17 protein-coding genes are annotated in these 16828 nt (G+C 58.2%); 6 read left to right on the top strand and 11 right to left on the bottom strand.

Annotated features, from left to right (window positions below; translation table 11 throughout):
- The first annotated feature begins 371 nt into the window (after positions 1 to 371).
- Positions 372 to 905 (top strand): hypothetical protein, encoded by a 534-nt coding sequence (locus QOM10_RS07520; RefSeq protein ID WP_316918369.1) that lies wholly within the window; start codon positions 372 to 374, stop codon positions 903 to 905.
- A gap of 273 nt (positions 906 to 1178) precedes the next feature.
- Here QOM10_RS07520 and QOM10_RS07515 read toward each other — a convergent pair whose 3' ends face one another.
- Together QOM10_RS07515 and cysK are read right to left on the bottom strand one after the other, a co-directional pair.
- The gene (locus QOM10_RS07515) at positions 1179 to 2117 is read right to left on the bottom strand and encodes an aspartyl/asparaginyl beta-hydroxylase domain-containing protein (RefSeq protein WP_316917814.1); all 939 of its coding nucleotides are present in this window, start codon (positions 2115 to 2117) and stop codon (positions 1179 to 1181) included.
- 184 nt (positions 2118 to 2301) lie between these two features.
- A complete protein-coding gene (gene cysK, locus QOM10_RS07510) occupies positions 2302 to 3276 on the bottom strand; it encodes a cysteine synthase A (protein WP_127926224.1) in 975 nt (324 codons plus the stop codon).
- A 128-nt stretch (positions 3277 to 3404) separates the two neighbouring features.
- On the opposite strand from cysK, the gene QOM10_RS07505 reads away from it, so the two are divergent.
- The gene (locus QOM10_RS07505) at positions 3405 to 4481 is read left to right on the top strand and encodes a DUF748 domain-containing protein (RefSeq protein ID WP_127926223.1); all 1077 of its coding nucleotides are present in this window, start codon (positions 3405 to 3407) and stop codon (positions 4479 to 4481) included.
- Here QOM10_RS07505 and QOM10_RS07500 read toward each other — a convergent pair.
- Positions 4441 to 4737 carry a DUF2442 domain-containing protein gene (locus tag QOM10_RS07500; RefSeq protein WP_224790066.1) on the bottom strand — a complete coding sequence of 99 codons (297 nt, stop codon included), beginning with the start codon at positions 4735 to 4737 and terminating at the stop codon, positions 4441 to 4443. The genes QOM10_RS07505 and QOM10_RS07500 overlap by 41 nt on opposite strands.
- Before the next feature lie 288 nt (positions 4738 to 5025).
- Between QOM10_RS07500 and QOM10_RS07495 the strand changes: the two genes are divergently transcribed.
- Both QOM10_RS07495 and QOM10_RS07490 read left to right on the top strand, forming a co-directional pair.
- Positions 5026 to 5871 (top strand): AAA family ATPase, encoded by an 846-nt coding sequence (locus QOM10_RS07495; protein WP_127926221.1) that lies wholly within the window; start codon positions 5026 to 5028, stop codon positions 5869 to 5871.
- 12 nt (positions 5872 to 5883) lie between these two features.
- Positions 5884 to 7062 carry a vWA domain-containing protein gene (locus QOM10_RS07490; protein WP_064388394.1) on the top strand — a complete coding sequence of 393 codons (1179 nt, stop codon included), beginning with the start codon at positions 5884 to 5886 and terminating at the stop codon, positions 7060 to 7062.
- A 41-nt stretch (positions 7063 to 7103) separates the two neighbouring features.
- On the opposite strand, the gene QOM10_RS07485 is transcribed toward QOM10_RS07490, so the two are convergent.
- The 5 genes from QOM10_RS07485 to QOM10_RS07465 form a co-directional block, all read right to left on the bottom strand.
- On the bottom strand, positions 7104 to 7646 hold the full coding sequence (locus tag QOM10_RS07485) for a hypothetical protein (protein WP_127926220.1): 543 nt from the start codon (positions 7644 to 7646) through the stop codon (positions 7104 to 7106).
- A 118-nt stretch (positions 7647 to 7764) separates the two neighbouring features.
- Complete coding sequence (locus tag QOM10_RS07480; RefSeq protein WP_316917813.1) at positions 7765 to 8682, bottom strand: biotin-dependent carboxyltransferase family protein; 918 nt, start codon at positions 8680 to 8682, stop codon at positions 7765 to 7767.
- Complete coding sequence (locus tag QOM10_RS07475) at positions 8679 to 9383, bottom strand: allophanate hydrolase subunit 1 (RefSeq protein ID WP_316917812.1); 705 nt, start codon at positions 9381 to 9383, stop codon at positions 8679 to 8681. The genes QOM10_RS07480 and QOM10_RS07475 overlap by 4 nt, the downstream gene beginning before the upstream one ends.
- Positions 9380 to 10132, bottom strand: a complete 753-nt coding sequence (locus QOM10_RS07470; protein WP_150773811.1) for a 5-oxoprolinase subunit PxpA — start codon at positions 10130 to 10132, stop codon at positions 9380 to 9382. Before QOM10_RS07470 ends, QOM10_RS07475 begins: the two co-directional genes overlap by 4 nt.
- Positions 10133 to 10194: 62 nt before the next feature.
- The gene (locus QOM10_RS07465) at positions 10195 to 11481 is read right to left on the bottom strand and encodes an MFS transporter (protein WP_127926216.1); all 1287 of its coding nucleotides are present in this window, start codon (positions 11479 to 11481) and stop codon (positions 10195 to 10197) included.
- A 159-nt stretch (positions 11482 to 11640) separates the two neighbouring features.
- Here QOM10_RS07465 and QOM10_RS07460 point away from each other — a divergent pair, with 159 nt between their 5' ends.
- Positions 11641 to 12552: a LysR family transcriptional regulator gene (locus tag QOM10_RS07460; RefSeq protein WP_127926215.1), complete on the top strand. Its 912-nt coding sequence runs from the start codon at positions 11641 to 11643 to the stop codon at positions 12550 to 12552.
- A gap of 109 nt (positions 12553 to 12661) precedes the next feature.
- On the opposite strand, the gene QOM10_RS07455 is transcribed toward QOM10_RS07460, so the two are convergent.
- Genes QOM10_RS07455 through QOM10_RS07445 form a run of 3 tightly spaced genes read right to left on the bottom strand, consistent with a single transcriptional unit; the run spans position 12662 to position 14506 of the window.
- On the bottom strand, positions 12662 to 13204 hold the full coding sequence (locus QOM10_RS07455; RefSeq protein WP_034153178.1) for a DUF2937 family protein: 543 nt from the start codon (positions 13202 to 13204) through the stop codon (positions 12662 to 12664).
- 12 nt (positions 13205 to 13216) lie between these two features.
- Entirely contained in the window at positions 13217 to 13993 is a 777-nt protein-coding gene (locus QOM10_RS07450) for a class II glutamine amidotransferase (protein ID WP_007911322.1), read from the bottom strand.
- A gap of 15 nt (positions 13994 to 14008) precedes the next feature.
- Entirely contained in the window at positions 14009 to 14506 is a 498-nt protein-coding gene (locus QOM10_RS07445) for a hypothetical protein (protein ID WP_038358408.1), read from the bottom strand.
- A gap of 225 nt (positions 14507 to 14731) precedes the next feature.
- Here QOM10_RS07445 and QOM10_RS07440 point away from each other — a divergent pair, with 225 nt between their 5' ends.
- The gene (locus tag QOM10_RS07440) at positions 14732 to 16786 is read left to right on the top strand and encodes a S9 family peptidase (RefSeq protein ID WP_316917811.1); all 2055 of its coding nucleotides are present in this window, start codon (positions 14732 to 14734) and stop codon (positions 16784 to 16786) included.
- The last annotated feature ends 42 nt before the right edge of the window (positions 16787 to 16828 follow it).

The following is a 16828-nucleotide window of genomic DNA, read 5'->3' as shown; positions in this document are numbered from 1 at the left end:
CTCAGCAGACAGTGCTGATCAGCCCGAAACGCCAACGCCCGGCGGTGATACGACTGCGCACACCGGCGTGCTACTGACAGGAGGGGGGTAATGACTGATCTGCTTGGGCTGCTGATTCCCGCACGGCACCACGACAGCGTTGACCGCTGAATCGACTACCGCGTTGATGAGGGATGCAGGCATTGGGGCAGATCTTTTTGAGAGTGTGGAAGGTGAGGCATACGACTCACGAGCGCCGACTATAACCAGCGTGGGACATGGATTGCAATGATTTGGACAAAGGGCCAGCAGGGACAGTTGGCCGCAAGGTGAATAGGCTGGATTGCAATCGCGACACCCAACCATGGGGGACAAGGAATGCACAGGATCACATGCCAAGGGAACGGACGTATTTGCGCTACCAGGTTTACAAATCACAGGCCAGGAAACAGGCTGGTGTTACTTTCGCAAAACTGCACAAAGACTTGTTGCTGCAAGGGATAGTGGATGTTGATCACTCCAGAGTTCGTTTCGAAGCAATCGATGCGCTAGCGCTGAGTGCCTATGAAGAATGGTTTGATCCTCATTTCTCTTGGCAAGATGTTGTCAGGTGGAAGGCCAAGGAACCACTTAGCTTCGATTTAGCAATCTGGTTTGATCAGGAGTTATGCGGACTTTGCTTTGCAAACCCTAATCAGAGCCGGTTGCGAGTGAAAATTGTACGCCTGGAAGGAAAGCCCGATAACGATCACCCTCTCAAAAGCCGAGTAGCGACATTTGCTTTGACCGCCGTGACTCACTTCGCGCGAATCATCGGCAGTACACAAATTGAAATTCAGGAGCCTCTCCCTGGGGTGATTCCTCTTTACCGGCAGCTGGGTTTTGAATTCGATTCAGAGGGTAGGCTTGTGAAGCTAATTTGGTAAGACTAGTATCGGACAACTGCTCATTTAATGATCAACGCCGGAGGCACCATGAAGGCTGCCGATGAAAAAAGGGCGCCAGGCGCCAGATCGATAAAAGCTGTTAGAAAACGCTCTTCCGGAAAGTTGTCTGAACGGGAGTTGCACCGAATCAGAGAAGCATTGGTGAATCCAGCTGCGGTAGAGCCAGGAGGCGTGCTCGCTGGCGCTTCGTTCACCTTCTCTTCATAAAAAAAACCGCTCTCAAGGAACGGTTTTTTATTACAACATCCAGCCTTAACCAAACAGCCAATACCCCAACAACGTCAACACCGCCACTGCCAGCACCGGCCGCATCACGCGGTAAGCCTTCGGATGACGGCGTTTCCAGTGTTTGACCACGCCACTGAACTTGTCACTGAAGCTCTTGCTCCAGGCGTAGGCCTGATTGATCCCGCCAACGCGTTCATCGTCGAGGTTCTGCGGTGCGGTGGCACGGCCGAGCCAGGCGCTGATCGAGCGGTTGATGCGAGTCATCAGACGGTTGCTCAGCGGGCGCTCGACGTCGCAGAACAGGATCACGCGGGTTTTGTCGGTTTCATTCTTGACCCAGTGCACGTAGGTCTCGTCGAACATCACGTCTTCGCCGTCACGCCAGGCGTACACCTGACCATCAACGAAGATCCGGCAATCGTCGGAGTTCGGCGTCGACAGGCCGAGGTGATAACGCAGTGAACCGGCAAACGGATCACGATGCGGGTTCAGGTGACTGCCACCCGGCAGCAACGCAAACATCGCGCCTTTGACGTTGGGAATTGCACTGACCAGCGCCACGGTTTTCGGACACAGGGTTTCGGCCGATGGCAGCGGTTTGTCGTACCACTTGAGGTAGAAACGCTTCCAGCCCTTCTTGAAGAACGAACCGAAACCGGCGTCGTTGTTCTTTTCCGCCGCGCGAATGTAGCCTTCATCGAACAGGTGCATGGCTTCGTCGCGAATGGTTTCCCAGTTATCACGCAGCACGTCCAGCTCCGGGAATTTGCTGCGATCCAGATAAGGCTTGGACGGTACGCCGGAGAACAGGTACATCAAGGCGTTGTACGGGGCGAACAGCGCCGAGTGGTTGACGAACTGACGCAGAACCGGCAAACGCGCCTTGCCGCGCAAATGCACATAGAGTGTGCTGCCCAAAAAGAGCAGCAGCACAAACGCCTTGGCGGCAAACGAAAAGGTCATCAACAACTCCTTGAATAAAGACAACGCTGCGCAATGCCTTTTACCCGGCATGGCAGCCGGCCATGATAAACACTACCGGCTTCGGGAAAAACCCGCCTGACACAAGATTCAGTGTTAAGAATTGCGCAACAAAGCATTTATTAGCATAACGATCCTGAACCCTGGCTGACCTGAATCAACTGGATTACTGCTGAGTCTCCTGCTCAGTGAACAGATCGCTGAACAACATGCTCGACAGATAACGTTCGCCCGAATCAGGCAAAATCACGACGATGGTCTTGCCTTGCATCTCTGGCGTCTCCGCCAGACGCACCGCTACCGCCATCGCTGCACCGCAGGAAATACCGCACAAAATCCCCTCTTCCTGCATCAACCGCAGCGCCATGGCCTTGGACTCGTCGTCGGTGACCTGCTCGACCCGGTCAACCATCGACAGATCAAGGTTCTTCGGCACAAAACCGGCACCGATCCCCTGAATCTTGTGCGGGCTCGGTTTGATCTCTTCACCGGCCAGCGCCTGAGTAATCACGGGCGAGGACATTGGCTCCACTGCTACCGACAGAATCGGTTTGCCTTGGGTATTCTTGATATACCGCGAAACGCCGGTGATGGTTCCGCCGGTGCCGACGCCGGCGACCAGTACATCGACAGCGCCGTCGGTATCGTTCCAGATTTCCGGGCCAGTGGTCTTTTCGTGAATCGCCGGGTTGGCCGGGTTATCGAACTGCGCCGGCATGAAGTATTTGTCAGCATCGCTGGCGACGATCTCGGCGGCTTTCTCGATAGCGCCTTTCATGCCCTTTGCCGGCTCGGTGAGCACCAGTTCGGCCCCCAATGCTTTGAGGACCTTACGACGCTCGATACTCATCGAGGCCGGCATGGTCAGCATCAATTTATAACCACGGGCAGCGGCAACAAATGCCAGGCCAATGCCCGTGTTACCCGACGTCGGCTCGACAATGGTCATGCCCGGTTTGAGTTTGCCGCTGCTTTCGGCGTCCCAGATCATGTTGGCGCCGATCCGGCACTTGACCGAATAACCGGGGTTGCGCCCCTCGATCTTGGCCAGAATGGTCACACCGCGCGGCGCGATGCGGTTGATCTGCACCAGCGGCGTATTACCGATGGAATGGGCGTTGTCAGCAAAAATACGGCTCATGGCTGGGTCCTTATGCAGCATTGAATTCAGCGTTCCAAGGTAAGCCTGTTGCCCATCGCAGTCCAGTCGGGTCGAACGTCTGGGGCCGCCAACAGTCAATCGCTTTGAATCGTTCGGGAATGACTGCCATGAAACGTCGCTACAGCTGGCCATTGTGGATTTTCGCGGGAATCGTTGTGCTGCTGCTCGCGCTGCACATCGCCCTGCCCTACATGGTGCGCGATTACCTGAACGACAAACTCGCGAACATGGGCGATTACCGTGGCCAGATCACCGACGTCGACCTCGCGCTGTGGCGCGGCGCCTACAAAATCAACGGTCTGAAAATCGTCAAGGTCGACGGCAAAGTGCCGGTGCCGTTCGTCAATGCACCGCTGATCGATCTGGCGGTCAGCTGGCACTCGCTGTGGTACGACCATGCCGTGGTGGCGCAGGTGAAATTCGTCAAACCTGAGGTTAACTTCGTCGATGGCGGCGCCAACAAACAGAACTCGCAGACCGGTCAAGGCACCGACTGGCGCGAGCAACTGGGCAAATTGCTGCCGATCACCCTCGATGAAGTGCAGATCAGCGATGGCCGCATCAATTTCCGCAACTTCAATTCAAAACCGCCAGTGAACATGAACGCGACCAATGTCGACGCAAGCATCTACAACCTGACCAACGTGGTCGACAAACAGGGCAAACGCGACGCCCGCTTTGAAGGCAAAGCCCTCCTGCTGGGGCATGCACCGCTGGAAACCACCGCAACGTTCGACCCTCTGAGCAACTTCGAGGACTTCGAATTCCGCCTGCGCGCCAAAGACATCGAACTCAAGCGCATGAACGACTTCGCCTCGGCCTACGGCAAGTTCGACTTCAACGCCGGCCACGGTGACGTGGTGATCGAAGCCCAAGCCAAAAAGGCCCAGGTCAACGGTTACATCAAGCCGCTGCTGCGCGACGTCGAAGTGTTCAACTGGCAGCAGGACGTGGAAAACAAGAACAAGAGCATCTTCCGCTCGGTCTGGGAGGCATTGGTGGGCGGCACGGAAACCGTGCTGAAGAACCAGGCGAAAAACCAGTTCGCCACCAAGGTCGAACTCAGCGGCAACGTGCATCAGCAAAATATCAGCGCGTTCGAAGCGTTTTTGCAGATTTTGCGCAATGGTTTCGTACAGGCATTCAATGCCCGGTATGAGCGGCCGAAGCCGGATGCGGGTTAGGGCTCATTTCTGGAAAAGCATCCAGATATAGAGTATCGGCGCCAATCTGAATATCCGGGGCCGGCCATTCAACGGTCCAACCTTTATCGCCCAAGATGGCAGTCGCAAAGACTTGGGGATCAAGCAAGGGCTGCAACTGCTTACACGTTTGAATATCTCGACTCAAATCGAGTGTCAGCGCTCGACCATCAACAAAGTCCAGTGCAAGCCGGCAATCAGAGAGTGTAGTAACAGCCGCCAAGCGTGGTCGTTTCATGGATAGCATCAATTCAGCGCCTCCAGGCACATGGGGACTGCTTCGCAGCCCAGCGGGAGCAAGCTCCCTCGCCACAGATTCAGTGGACATCCTGAAGGCTATCGTCAAATCAACGAGGCCTGAATACCGGCCATCGGCCGAGACTGAGTCAACATGTGACGCCCCATTCAGAGACTGAATAAGCCGTCTGCGTTCACAGTCGACCGGGCTGCGCGTTATAGTCGGGCATCCGATTATTTCGCCCCCGCCCTGCCCGTCAGGTCGGCGTTACCGTTCGAGGATTAGCAGATGAAGTTCGAAGGCACCCAGGCCTACGTCGCCACCGATGACCTGAAGCTGGCGGTCAACGCCGCCATCACCCTGGAGCGGCCGCTGCTGGTCAAGGGCGAGCCGGGCACCGGCAAGACCATGCTCGCCGAGCAACTGGCCGAATCGTTCGGCGCCAAGTTGATCACCTGGCACATCAAATCCACCACCAAGGCCCATCAGGGTCTGTACGAATACGATGCGGTCAGCCGTCTGCGCGACTCGCAACTGGGCAATGAAAAAGTCCACGACGTGCGCAACTACCTGAAGAAAGGCAAGCTCTGGGAGGCTTTCGAGTCTGAAGAGCGGGTCATTCTGCTGATCGACGAGATCGACAAGGCTGACATCGAGTTCCCCAACGACTTGCTGCAAGAACTCGACAAGATGGAGTTCTACGTTTACGAGATCGACGAGACCATCAAGGCGAAAAAACGCCCGATCATCATCATTACTTCGAACAACGAAAAAGAGCTGCCGGACGCTTTCCTGCGCCGTTGCTTCTTCCACTACATCGCCTTCCCGGATCGCCCGACCCTGCAAAGAATCGTCGACGTGCACTACCCGGACATCAAGAAAGATCTGGTCAGCGAAGCGCTGGACGTGTTCTTCGATGTGCGCAAGGTGCCGGGCCTGAAGAAGAAGCCGTCGACCTCGGAACTGGTTGACTGGCTGAAACTGCTGATGGCCGACAACATCGGCGAAGCGGTGCTGCGCGAGCGCGATCCGACCAAAGCCATTCCGCCGCTGGCCGGCGCGTTGGTGAAGAACGAACAGGACGTGCAACTGCTTGAGCGCCTGGCGTTCATGAGCCGTCGCGGCACCCGCTAAGAGGCTGATGCCATGTTGCTCAACCTGTTCAATGAAATGCGAGCAGCCAAGGTGCCGGTGTCGGTGCGCGAGCTGCTCGACCTGATCAACGCGCTGAAACAGCGCGTGACCTTCGCCGACATGGACGAGTTTTACTACTTGTCGCGGGCGATTCTGGTCAAGGACGAACGCCATTTCGACAAGTTCGACCGTGCGTTCGGCGCCTACTTCAATGGCCTGGAAAAACTCGATGATCACTTGCAGGCGCTGATTCCCGAAGACTGGCTGCGCAAGGAGTTCGAGCGCTCGCTGACGGATGAGGAACGTGCGCAGATCCAGTCCCTCGGTGGCCTGGACAAGCTGATTGAAGAGTTCAAGAAGCGTCTGGAAGAACAGAAGGAACGCCATGCCGGCGGCAACAAGTGGATCGGCACCGGCGGCACCAGCCCGTTCGGTTCCGGCGGCTTCAACCCGGAAGGAATTCGGGTCGGCGATGCCGGCAAGCGTCAGGGTAAAGCGGTAAAAGTCTGGGATCAGCGCGAGTACAAGAACCTCGATGACTCGGTGGAACTGGGCACGCGCAATATCAAAGTCGCCCTGCGCCGACTGCGCAAATTCGCCCGCCAAGGCGCGGCAGAAGAGCTGGACATCGACGGCACCATCGACCACACCGCCAAGGACGCCGGTCTGCTGAACATCCAGATGCGCCCCGAGCGCCGCAACACGGTGAAGCTGTTGTTGCTGTTCGACATCGGCGGTTCGATGGACGCGCACGTGAAGATCTGCGAAGAACTGTTCTCGGCCTGCAAGACCGAGTTCAAACATCTGGAGTACTTCTACTTCCACAACTTCGTTTACGAATCGGTGTGGAAGAACAATATGCGCCGCACGTCGGAGCGCACTTCGACTCAGGATCTGCTGCACAAGTACGGCGCCGACTACAAAGTGATCTTCATCGGTGACGCCGCCATGGCACCTTATGAAATCACTCAGGCCGGCGGCAGTGTCGAGCACTGGAACGAAGAGCCGGGTTACGTGTGGATGCAGCGCTTTATGGAGAAGTACAAGAAGCTCATCTGGATCAACCCGTACCCGAAAGACACTTGGGGCTATACCTCATCGACCAATATCGTGCGGGATCTGATCGAGGATCAGATGTATCCGTTGACGTTGCGCGGGCTTGAGGAAGGGATGCGGTTTTTGTCCAAATGACAGCCGGATTGTTCCCACGCGGTGCGTGGGAACAATCAAATTTACCAGCCCAATTGAATGTAGGACTTGCAAAGCCTGTCCATGAAGCTCCTGTCTTCTGTTTCGCAAATGGGCGGAGGTTGCACACCTCGCCTTTTTGCCAACAAATCAGTTTTTATTCTCTCCTGAGCTTCCAGCTTTCGCCGGCTTTTTCTTTCCAGGTCGGTTTCCGGGCGGTGCAACACTTCATGTTTCAGTTTGCCGTCTTCTGCAAAAAAGCGAAACGTGACACCTGTAGCAGTGCCCTCTGCAGTGTGTCCCTCGGCAATCAGCACCATGGATTTACCGTTTGGATTTCCACTGTGATGCCGGTCAAAACTGCGCTTGATATCGAGATTTGCCTTGGATATGAACGGCTCGATCAAACTCGCGAGCCCTTCGAATCCGATCTTGTCAGTGCTCGTTTTTTGCAGGTTGCCGAAACGATCCATCTTCGCTTGGTAAACGGCATCGTTTACGCCGGACTCATAGAACTCGACGATACGGCTTTCGACACTGGCTGTCCCTTCAACGCTAACTTGACCACTTACTTTCATATAACGCATCTGCAACTTCCTTGTAAAAGATGAAGACCGATAGTTCCACACTCCATCGCCAAGTGATGTAGGGCGACTTACCAAACCTAGCGGAATCGTCTCGGTCTTCAGTCCGAATGACGGACAATTACAAGTAGGACTTCAGATAGTTGAGATGAGTTTGCCATGCACGCTCTTGCATGACTGGCGTGAACCGCACCCTGTCACCCGGGAGACATTGCGCCAGCCTCGCCAGCGCCAAGGGTGTCAGCGCCCCCAAGCGTGGATAACCACCAATGGTCTGACGATCATTGAGCAACACGATCGGTTGCCCGTCCGGCGGCACCTGCACCGCCCCGAGTGGAATGCCTTCGGAAATCATCGGTTGCCCCTGATAGTGCAAGGCGCTGCCCAACAAGCGAATGCCCATGCGATCTGCGCGACTGTCCACAGCCCAGGTCGTGTTGAACACATCAAACAGGCTCTGCCCGCTGAACTGGCCGATCTGTGCGCCGAGTACCAGATCCAGCGGTGCATTCACTTTCAAATCAGGCCGTAACGCCAAAGGCACTTCGCGAAGCAACACCGCTTCACCGCGATAACTCAGCGCCGCCCCTTTGGCCAGCGGCAACCCCATGCCATCCAGACCACCGAGTTCCTCACGCACCACCGTCGCACGGCTGCCCAACACCTTCGGTGCATCAAAACCGCCGGGCGCTGCCAGATAAGCCCGGGCACCGAGCAACGGTTGCGTGAACAGCAACTTCTGTCCTTTACCCAACTTGAAACTGCGCCACGGCGCCAGCGGCTGACCATCAATCTGCGCCCCAAGATCAGCTCCGGCCAGCGCCAGCAAACAATCCTCTGCAGCGACGACGGCAAACCCGCCGAGGGTGATTTCGATCACCGCTGCATCGAGGTTATTGCCGAGCAACCAGTTGGCCCAGCTCATCGAACACCAATCCGCCGCACCGCCCTGGGTGACGCCCAGGTGTCGCACGCCAAACCGTCCCGCGTCCTGCAACAGGCACAACGGGGTACTGGCTTCAATCGTCAGTCGGCTCATGCCCGCGCCTCCAGTGGCGTGTCATCGCCGCCCAGATTGATGAATTCAGCGTGACTGACCGCTTCGAATCGCACCGTGTCGCCGGGTTGCATCAGGCTGTAGCCATCACGATGACGGTCGAACAATTTCGCTGGCGTGCGACCGATCAGGTTCCATCCACCGGGGGACACCACCGGGTAGGCCGCCGTTTGCCGTTCGGCAATCCCGACGCTGCCGGCAGCGACTTTTTTGCGTGGGGTATTCAAGCGCGGTGCAGCGAGAATCTCTTCGACCAGCCCCATAAAGGCGAAACCCGGCGCGAAACCAAGGGCAAATACCTGATATTCGCGGCCACTGTGACGACGAATCACCTCCTCCAGCGCCAAGCCACTGCGCTCGGCGAGCAAGCTCAGTTCCGGCCCGACGCTCAAGTCATACCAGACCGGCAGCACATGGCACTGGCCAGCCTTTCGCGCATTGGGCGACAAATCAATCAGCGCCTCGGTAATCAATTCCCGCGCCTGACTCGGACTCAGTGCAGTCAAATCGTAATGCACCATCAGTGTCGTATAGGAAGGCACCAGATCGATCAATTGCTCGCCGAATAACGCACGCAAGCGCTCACTGGCGGCGAGCATCCACGGCATGTTGGCTTCGGCGATTTCATCGAACAGACGCAGCATCAGGCAATCCAGTGCCACCACTTCAATCCTTGGGTTCATGGCGCGCTCTGCTGATTCAAGGCCTCGCGAATGCGTTGCACAGCGGCGACCGAACTGGCGTTGTCGCCGTGTACGCAGAGGGTGTTGGCATGCAGACGCAACGCGCTGCCGTCGCTGGCGGTGAGGTTGTCGCCACGGGCGATGGTGAGGGCTTGCTCAATGATGGTTTCGGCATCGTGATGCACCGCGCCCGGCCGTTGTCGTGAAACCAGTTTGCCGGCGCTGTCGTAGGCGCGATCGGCGAAGGCTTCAAACCAAAGGGTGACGCCATATTCATCGCCAATCTGCTGCGCGGCGGAGTTGTCGCGGGTGGCCATCAACATCAGGGGCAGGCCGCGGTCGTAAGCGGCCACCGCCTGAATCACGGCACGCAATTGCGCCGGGTTGGCCATCATGTCGTTGTACATCGCGCCGTGGGGTTTGACGTAACTGACACGGCCGCCTTGGGCTTTGCAGATGCCATCAAGGGCGCCGATCTGATAATGCAGGATGTCTTGCAGTTCTTGCGCCGAATACGCCATGGAGCGGCGGCCAAAACCGACCAGATCCTGATAGGCCGGGTGTGCGCCGATCTGCACGCCGTGGCTCAATGCCAGGCTGACGGTCTTGCGCATGATGCTCGGGTCACCGGCGTGGAAACCACAAGCCACGTTGGCACAATCAATGAAGGGCATGACCTCGGCATCCAGACCCATGGTCCAGCTGCCGAAGCTCTCGCCAATGTCGCAATTCAATAGCAGGCGGCTCACGGTGAACACTCCTGTAGGTGCTTGTCTTTTTATCTGTAGGACTGTGCTGCGCAGGTTATCAGTTACTGCGCATCGAGTTGCTTGCCGCGGGTTTCCGGCAGGCTCAACGCCGCAATAATCACCACGCCGTAGGACACCGCCGCAAACGCACCAATGCCGACGCTCAACGGTACTTTCTGGCTGAGCAAACCGATCAGCAGCGGAAACAATGCCGCCAGCGCCCGACCGATGTTGTAGCAAAAGCCCTGCCCCGAACCGCGAATCCGCGTGGGGAACAGCTCAGTGAGAAACGCGCCCATGCCGCTGAAAATCCCCGAGGCGAAGAAACCCAACGGGAAGCCCAGCCACAGCATCACGCCGTTGCTCACCGGCAACTGCGTATAGAGCAGAACGATGGTGAACGAGCCGACCGCGAAGAGGATGAAGTTCTTTTTCCGACCCAGCAGGTCAGTCAGGTAAGCGCTGATCACATAGCCGACATAGGAACCGACAATCACCATCGCCAGATAACCGCCCGTGCCGAGTACGCTCAAACCGCGCTCGTTTTTGAGGAAGGTCGGCAGCCAGGAAGTGATCGCGTAATAGCCGCCCAGAGCACCCGTAGTCAGCAGTGATGCGCGGATTGTGGTGAACAACATGCCGGGGGCGAAGATCTCGTAGAACTTCGACTGAGTCTCCGGCGTTTGTTGAGCTTTGGCCTCGCGGTAGATCTCCGGATCTTTTACCAGGCGACGGACGAAAATCACGAAAATCGCCGGCACGATGCCAAGGATGAACAGCGCGCGCCAAGCGTCTTCCGGCGGCAACACCGAGAACAGCAGCGCGTACAAAATCGCCGTCAGCCCCCAGCCCAGCGCCCATCCCGATTGCACCATGCCCACTGCTTTGCCGCGATCCTTGGCGCGGATTACTTCGCCAATCAGCACCGCACCGGCGGTCCATTCGCCGCCGAAACCGAAGCCCATCAAGGTCCGGGCAATCAGCAGTTGTTCGTAGTTCTGCGCGAAGCCGCAGAGGAAGGTGAAGAAGGCGAACCACAGCACCGTCAATTGCAGGGTGCGCACGCGACCGATGCGGTCAGAGAGAATCCCGGCGACCCAGCCGCCGATGGCCGAGGCGATCAAGGTGCTGGTGTGAATCAGCCCCGCTTCGCCGGTGGTAATGCCCCACATTGCAATCAATGTCGGCACGACGAAGCTGAGCATCTGCGTGTCCATGCCGTCCAGACCGTAGCCGATCTTGCAGCTCCAGAACGTGCGGCGCTCCTGCTGGTTGATGTTGCGATACCAGTCGAACGGCCCCGGACGCGCCGTTGCCGTGGATGCTTGTAGGGTGTCGGGCGCACTCATGGCTTATCTCCGCAGGTTTTTTATTGGTCTTGTTCGTAGCCCCGACGACGCCTATCGTGGGAACCGGATGCGTCGATTTTTCGTCGCGCGGCCCTGCTGCGTCCAACGAATAAAACCCCGCCTTAGCCATAAGAAAAATTTGTCACCCGAGCCTTGCCCATGAATCTGAAGTTTCTCGAGACCTTTGTCTGGGTCGCCCGACTGAAGAGTTTTCGCCTGACCGCCGACAAGCTGTTCACCACTCAGGCGTCGATTTCCAGCCGCATTGCGGTGCTGGAGGGCGAGCTGGGGGTGAAGCTGTTTTTGCGTGATTCACGCGGGGTCAGCCTGACGCCCGAAGGGTTGAAAGTATTGGAGTATGCCGAGCAGATGCTCGACACGATGTCGGCACTGAAGCAGTCGATCGAAACCCGTTCGAGCAAGGTCGGCCGGGTGCGCATTGGCGTGATGGACACGGTAATCCACACCTGGCTCAGCCCGCTGGTGGCGCAGATGACCGATCTGTATCCACGGGTGGAAATCGAGCTGGTGGCGGATACCTCGCTGAATCTCTGCGATCAGCTGCAAAAAGGCTTCCTCGACATCGTTCTGCAAACTGACCTGGTGCGCCATGAAAGCGTACGCAGTCTGGAGCTGGCCAGTCATCCACTGGGCTGGATTGTCGCCAGTAATTCGATCTACAACCGTGACTACGCCGACCTTGCCGAACTGGCGCAGGAACGCATCATCACTTACTCGAAAAACTCCCGACCGCATCAGGATCTTCTGGCGCTGATGCAGGCGAACGGCGTAATGGCGCCACGTTTGAATTGCGTGAATTCGGTGTCGGCGATCACGCGGTTGTTACGCGATGGATTTGGCATTGGTGTGCTGCCACCGGTGCTGGTGGCTGAGGAATTGGCGCGGGGGGAGTTGACCTTGCTGGCGGTTGATCAACGGCCACCGAACTTGCAGGTGGTGGTGTCGTGGCGGGTGGGCGTTGAGTGGGTCGAGGAGATTGTGACGTTGTGTCAGCAGGTGCTGGAGGGATATGCGATCAAGGTGGGCAAGGACTACATCGCTTTAAGTTGATCGTTCCTACGCTCCGCGTGGGAATGCAGCCCGGGACGCTCCGCGTCCCTCGAAAGCCGAACGCAGAGCGTCCGTTGAGGCATTCCCACGCAGAGCGTGGGAACGATCATCAGAGACCGCGCACGTCGCGGTCTTCGATCGGCCGGCTCTGGCGCAGGCGTCGACCGCCGAGAACAACCCAATCGATCAAGCGGAACAGGCATTCAATGCCGAACGACAGCAGCAACGCACCGCTCATGCCCCAGATCATCGCTTCCGGAGTCAGCAGGATCTGGTAGCTGTATCCGTTCCAGGTTTCCTTGCGGATATCCGGATCGGCGGCCAGCACCACTTGCAGGAAGCGGATGTACCACGGGCCTTGCATCGCCTGGAACTGCTTGTCCAATGCCACCTGACGCGTGAGCAAGGTGTTCAGACTGTCGGCGTCGCTGCGGAAGATCGGATCTTCACTGGCGCGGTAATGCGCAACCAGTGCCTGCATATCGCCCTTGAAGAACTGCTCGGCAGTCCCTTGAAAACCGCGCAAACCGGTCTGCGCTTCGATCAGATGCGCCTCGACCCGCTTCGCGTAATCATTGATGAATCCCGGCACCTGGACACCGATCAACAGGCCCGCCGCAAACAACACCAGCCGTACATAACTGAGCAACATCGGAGTAGATCCTTATTCGGTCTTGCCCTGGCTGACGCATTCGCCGCGTCGCCACAGGCTCCATTGGCCCGGTTCGTAGCGGGTCCAGGTTTCATTTTCGGTCAAAGGTTCGGTGGCGATCACCGTGACCACGTCGTTGGGCGTGGTCTCCGCCTGGAAATCGACGATGACATCGACATCCTTCAACCGCGCCGGGCCGAACGGTGCGCGTCGGGTGATCTGCGCCAGTTTGGTCGAGCAATAGCAGAACAGCCAGTCGCCATCGCTGAGCAGGCAGTTGAACACGCCTTTGCTGCGGTATTCGGCGCACGCGGCGACCAGATCCGGCAGCAATTCTTCTATATCGACCGGCTCCGGGAATGCTGCACGCACGCGGTTGAGCAAATCGCAGAACGCCGCCTCGCTGTCGGTATCGCCGACCGGGCGGTAGAAACTTTTGATCGGGGTGAAATCGGCGAGCTGGCCGTTATGCGCGAAACACCAGTTGCGCCCCCACAGTTCGCGGACGAACGGATGGGTGTTGGACAGGCAGACCTTGCCGACGTTGGCCTGGCGGATGTGGCCGATGACCACTTCGCTCTTGATCGGATAGCGCTGTACCAGATTGGCGACTTCCGATTCGCAACTCGCCGCCGGGTCCTGAAACAGGCGCAGGCCACGGCCTTCATAGAACGCGATGCCCCAGCCGTCACGGTGCGGGCCGGTGCGGCCGCCGCGCTGCATCAGGCCGGTGAAGCTGAACACGATATCGGTCGGCACGTTGGCACTCATGCCCAGTAATTCACACATGTGCGGACTCTCGGGTTACAGGCGCGGCTCGACCCGCATGCGCTGCGGATTGTTCGGTACTGGCGGACGACCGTAACGGTCATCACCGGCGCCGCCAAACGGTTGATCGTCGTCGCGGTCATCGGCGCGTGCGGCGGCCTTGGCGGCTTCGGCCTGTTCCCGGCGCGCCTTCGAAGCACGTTCGAGCGGGAAGCGGATCAACACGAAAATCAGGTAAATGCCGAACGCGATCATGCCGTACATGAACAGATCGGAGACCGCGCGCCAGGCGTTGTTACCGACCTTGAAAGCCAGATCCAGGGCGGTGATGGCGATGGCCGGCGCGACCTTTTCCTTGACCGGGTCAATGATGGTCGGGCTGAACAGCAACACGGCCATCAATACACGCAGCGGCTCGCGCAACCAGCGCCACATCCAGGTAGTCAGGCGCATCCATACCAACAGGCAGCCCACAGCGGCAAAGGCGTAGAGGCCCCAGGCGATCAGATAGTCGTTCTCGGTCATGGTGTCCATGGCAAGGCAGGCAAAGAGGCGCTTATAGTAACGACTTTTCGCCCGTGCGGCTTGTCCCAATAGACATGCGACCTGTAGGAGTGAGCCTGCTCGCGAATACGGACTGTCAGTTGAAACATTGTTGTCTGACCCACCGCTTTCGCGAGCAGGCTCGCTCCCACAGGGGCCTGCGACGGTTTCAAAAGCTGCGAAAACCCTATTCCGTAATTTGTCCGAGAGCCTTCCATGCCCCAATCCGCCAACGTCATCAGTGCCCCGATTGCTCACAAGGCGCCCGGTGCCGACCCGTATGCCTGGCTGCAGGAGCGCGACACCGACGCGGTGCTCGATTACCTCAAGGCCGAAAACGCCTGGCAGGAAGCGCAAACCGCCGATCAGGCCGAATTGCGTGAAACCCTGTTCGAAGAGATCAAGGGCCGAATCCTCGAAACCGACCTGTCCCTGCCTTCGCCGTGGGGCCCGTACCTGTATTACACGCGCACCACGGCGGGCGACGAGTACGCCCGGCATTACCGCTGCCCACGGCCGGCAGACGACAGCCTGACCCTCGACGAAAGCCGCGAACAACTGCTGCTCGACCCGAATGTACTGGCCAACGGCGGGTTCTTCTCGCTGGGTGCGTTCAGCATCAGCCCGGACCATCAACGTCTGGCCTACAGCGTCGACGCCTCGGGCGATGAGATTTACACGCTGTTCGTCAAGGAACTGTCCAACGACAAGGTCAGCGAACTGGAGTTCGAAGACTGCGACGGCAGCATGACCTGGGCCAATGACAGCCTGACCCTGTTTTTCGGCGTGCTCGACGACACCCATCGTCCACACAAACTGTTCCATTATCGCCTCGACGGTACGGCTGCCGAAGAGGTGTTCCACGAGCCGGACGGGCGTTTTTTCCTGCATTGCTACCGTTCCAGCTCCGAGCAGCAATTGCTGCTGTCGCTGGGCAGCAAGACCACCAGCGAAGTCTGGGCGCTCGACGCCAATCAGCCGCACCTGCCCTTCACCTGCCTGGCGCCACGGGTCGAGGATCATGAATACGATGTCGATCACGGCCTGCTCGATGGGGTGTGGACGTGGTTTATCCGCAGCAATCGTGACGGCATCAACTACGCCCTGTATCAGGCCCCGGACACCGGCACCGCGCCGACCGAGGCCGACTGGCAAAACCTGATCCCCCACAGCGACACAGTGATGCTCGATGGCGTCAGCCTCAACACCGAGGCCATGACCCTGAGTCTGCGCGAGGGTGGCCTGCCGATCATCGAAGTTCACCCACACGGTCTGACGCCTTATCGCGTGCAATTGCCGGACGCGGCCTACAGCCTCTATGTGCAAAACAGCCTGGAGTTCGAGAGCGACCGCATTCGTCTGCGCTACGAGGCGTTGAACCGTCCGGCACAGGTTCGCCAACTGATCCTCGCCAGCGGCGAACAGGCGGTGTTGAAAGAAACTCCGGTACTCGGTCCGTTCGACGCCGACGCTTACGTCAGCCAGCGCCTGTGGGCGACGGCGCCGGACGGCACGCAAGTGCCGATCAGTCTGGTGATGAAGCGCGAAATGGTTGGCAAAGCAGTGCCGCTGTATCTCTACGGTTACGGCGCATACGGTTCGAGCCTTGATCCGTGGTTCTCCCACGCCCGCCTGAGCCTTTTGGATCGTGGCATGGCCTTCGCCATTGCTCACGTGCGTGGCGGCGGTGAATTGGGCGAGGCCTGGTATCGCGCCGGCAAGCAGGAACACAAGCACAACACCTTCAGCGATTTTATCGCCTGCGCCGAATTCCTGATCCTCAACGGCATTACCACGGCAGAAAAACTGGCGATCAGCGGTGGCAGCGCCGGTGGTCTGCTGATTGGTGCGGTGTTGAACCAGCGCCCGGATCTGTTCGGCGTGGCGATTGCCGAAGTGCCGTTCGTCGACGTGCTCAACACCATGCTCGATCCGGATCTGCCACTGACCGTCACCGAATACGATGAATGGGGCAATCCCGAAGAGCCGCAGGTTTACGAGCGGATCAAGGCTTACGCGCCGTACGAAAATGTCAGCGCGCAGGATTATCCAGCGACGCTGGTGATTGCCGGCTACAACGACAGCCGCGTGCAGTATTGGGAAGCGGCCAAGTGGGTGGCGAAATTGCGCGCTACCAAGACCGACGACAACGTGCTGTTGCTCAAGACTGAACTGGGTGCCGGGCATGGCGGGATGAGCGGGCGTTATCAGGGATTACGTGACGTAGCACTCGAATACGCATTTGTTTTCAAGGTTTTGGGTCTCGCCTGAGGAACTCCGTCGGTCACTTGGGTCTTAATTGCAGACCCAAGA

Origin of the sequence: Pseudomonas sp. P108, assembly GCF_032613195.1 — a bacterium.
GTDB lineage: Bacteria > Pseudomonadota > Gammaproteobacteria > Pseudomonadales > Pseudomonadaceae > Aquipseudomonas.
The sequence above is the reverse complement of the archived record's forward strand: the minus strand, read 5'-3'. Positions and strand labels throughout refer to the sequence as shown.

Coding starts and splice junctions, on each gene's coding strand:
- QOM10_RS07520 (WP_316918369.1), top strand. CDS start 372: ATGCCAAGGGAACGGACGTATTTGCGCTACCAGGTTTACAAATCACAG.
- QOM10_RS07485 (WP_127926220.1), bottom strand. CDS start 7,646: ATGCGTTATATGAAAGTAAGTGGTCAAGTTAGCGTTGAAGGGACAGCC.
- QOM10_RS07495 (WP_127926221.1), top strand. CDS start 5,026: ATGAAGTTCGAAGGCACCCAGGCCTACGTCGCCACCGATGACCTGAAG.
- QOM10_RS07480 (WP_316917813.1), bottom strand. CDS start 8,682: ATGAGCCGACTGACGATTGAAGCCAGTACCCCGTTGTGCCTGTTGCAG.
- QOM10_RS07450 (WP_007911322.1), bottom strand. CDS start 13,993: ATGTGTGAATTACTGGGCATGAGTGCCAACGTGCCGACCGATATCGTG.
- QOM10_RS07455 (WP_034153178.1), bottom strand. CDS start 13,204: ATGTTGCTCAGTTATGTACGGCTGGTGTTGTTTGCGGCGGGCCTGTTG.
- cysK (WP_127926224.1), bottom strand. CDS start 3,276: ATGAGCCGTATTTTTGCTGACAACGCCCATTCCATCGGTAATACGCCG.
- QOM10_RS07500 (WP_224790066.1), bottom strand. CDS start 4,737: ATGAAACGACCACGCTTGGCGGCTGTTACTACACTCTCTGATTGCCGG.
- QOM10_RS07465 (WP_127926216.1), bottom strand. CDS start 11,481: ATGAGTGCGCCCGACACCCTACAAGCATCCACGGCAACGGCGCGTCCG.
- QOM10_RS07490 (WP_064388394.1), top strand. CDS start 5,884: ATGTTGCTCAACCTGTTCAATGAAATGCGAGCAGCCAAGGTGCCGGTG.
- QOM10_RS07440 (WP_316917811.1), top strand. CDS start 14,732: ATGCCCCAATCCGCCAACGTCATCAGTGCCCCGATTGCTCACAAGGCG.
- QOM10_RS07515 (WP_316917814.1), bottom strand. CDS start 2,117: ATGACCTTTTCGTTTGCCGCCAAGGCGTTTGTGCTGCTGCTCTTTTTG.
- QOM10_RS07475 (WP_316917812.1), bottom strand. CDS start 9,383: ATGAACCCAAGGATTGAAGTGGTGGCACTGGATTGCCTGATGCTGCGT.
- QOM10_RS07445 (WP_038358408.1), bottom strand. CDS start 14,506: ATGGACACCATGACCGAGAACGACTATCTGATCGCCTGGGGCCTCTAC.
- QOM10_RS07505 (WP_127926223.1), top strand. CDS start 3,405: ATGAAACGTCGCTACAGCTGGCCATTGTGGATTTTCGCGGGAATCGTT.
- QOM10_RS07460 (WP_127926215.1), top strand. CDS start 11,641: ATGAATCTGAAGTTTCTCGAGACCTTTGTCTGGGTCGCCCGACTGAAG.